Source organism: Vibrio sp. 1F279 (assembly GCF_041439815.1).
Taxonomy (GTDB): domain Bacteria; phylum Pseudomonadota; class Gammaproteobacteria; order Enterobacterales; family Vibrionaceae; genus Vibrio; species Vibrio tasmaniensis_A.
This window is the reverse complement of record NZ_JBGOOU010000109.1, coordinates 1-1,889: the sequence shown is the minus strand read 5'-3', so window position 1 is coordinate 1,889 and position 1,889 is coordinate 1. Positions and strand designations below refer to the sequence as shown.

Genomic DNA, 1,889 nt, shown 5'->3' with positions numbered 1-1,889 from the left:
CCTTACCGTTTACCGCGCACCTGACGACAGAGAAAGGGCGATTGTTTGCGCTGTTTATTACCCCCAAAGCTACACCATCTTTGGTCACGGAGTTTGTTTGGTCGCAAAATTACAAAGAGCAGCAAAGCCCGATTGAGCAGGCGGCGGATTATCCCGCCGCCATGACAGCGCTCACCAAAGCCATGATACGTTTTGTCCATGATGGCGCTCCCATTGCTGGTTTTAAACGTCACGACGTTGACCCCAAAACCTTACCCAAAGATGAAGCGTCACTGGCCATCATCCCTCAAACGGTCTTCGTGGGCCGTCATTATTCTGGGGTGGTTTATCAGCTCAAAAATCAAAGCCGCAGTGACATGGCGCTGACCACCGCGCAGTTCTACAGCTATTCCGCACGCTCAGCCGCGCTCGATGCCTATCAATTAAAACCTGGGCAAACTACCACGCTCTATCTCATTACTGGAGGAGGCGCCACCCATGCTCGATAAACAAAAAGACGCCTTGGGCCGTTTTAAGAAACGCGTCTTCAAAGACACCGACGGGGACTTTGAAGACGGCGGCACGATCAATGCCGTGACAAGAAAGCGCAATCGCACCATTACGCTCACGGTATTGCTGATATTGACCGCCCTGGCTTTTGTTGTTTGGCGGTTAACACTGTCTCCCCAAGCGCCAAGCAAGGGCATTCAAGATGTCGGATTTGGCGCTGTCGTCACCGATGATTTTACCGACAAAGACAACCAGTCCGCCCTGACGTTTCAACAAGACAAAATCAACCAAATAGAACAAAGCTTAGCGCGGTTTGAAGGCACATTAAGTCGCTTTGGACAAAGCTTAACCTCTGAGTTAGAGAACATTAAAAAGGCCAATGAGCGCGATACAAAATCGCAACTGACAGAGCTTGAGCAGCAGATGCAACAAAAGCTCGATGAAGTTGACGCGCTCAAGGCGCAGCTTGAGACGCAATTAGCCTCAACCCTCAAGGCAGGCGATCCTTCGACTCAACACGGCATCGAGACCAACCAAGGAGACACCTTTGGCCAATACAAACTGCCCCCAAGACCGGCCATTAATAGCAACATGGATAACGCCAAGGTGAATGAGTTCCAGTACCAAGAGCAAGATGATGTGGCCTTTAGTGGTGATGCCTTTGATAGCTTTGAATTTCACTGGCAAGCCAGTGTCGAGGAGAAACAATCCCGTCGCACGACCGATAACTACGTGCCAACCGGCACCTTTGTGACCGCCGTAATTACCGGCGGCGCTGATGCTAATGGGGGCGTCTCTGGACAAGGGGATACCTCACCGATTGTCTTTCAGACAGTCAATCAGGGGGTCTTACCCAACGGTCAGGCCTCTAAATTGAAGGATTGCACGATCACCGGCGCCGTCTACGGTGAGATCTCATCCAGCCGCGGCGTCGCTCGCACCAGTAGAATGAGCTGCATACAACCCAATGGCGATATTCTCGATATCCCCGTCAATGCGACCGTGTTTAACTTTGGTCGCAATGGTATTCGCGGTACCACCATTTTGAAAAACGGTAAGATCGTTCAAATGGCCGGCATTGCGGGGATCTTGCAAGGCGTAGGGGATGCAGGTAAAGCGCTGGCACAAACCACGACACCGACGGCGCTCGGCCCAAGTCAAAGCATCAACAGCGATAAAATTGGCTTGAATCTGCTTGGCGGCGCCACGGAGAGCGTTGGCAGCAAATTGGCGGACTACTACATCAAACTGGCCGAACTCTATCATCCGATAGTGGAAGTCAATCCTGGTGCCATCGTCAATATTGTCTTTTTGGAAGGCTTTCCATTAGATCCATTGCTGGCCGATGAATACGAAACGCGTATGAATGAGCAGCGTGAGCAAGTCTCCAACAGCAATCA

At 51.3% G+C, this 1,889-nt stretch carries 2 protein-coding genes; both read left to right on the top strand.

The annotated features are described in order from the left end of the window. Positions 1-488 (top strand): type-F conjugative transfer system secretin TraK (locus ACED60_RS25590; protein ID WP_371728727.1); only part of this gene is annotated, 488 nt, incomplete at its 5' end. Continuing rightward, positions 478-1,889, top strand: a 1,412-nt coding sequence (locus tag ACED60_RS25585) for a TrbI/VirB10 family protein (protein ID WP_371728725.1), incomplete at its 3' end; no start/stop codon positions are given. The genes ACED60_RS25590 and ACED60_RS25585, both read left to right, overlap by 11 nt.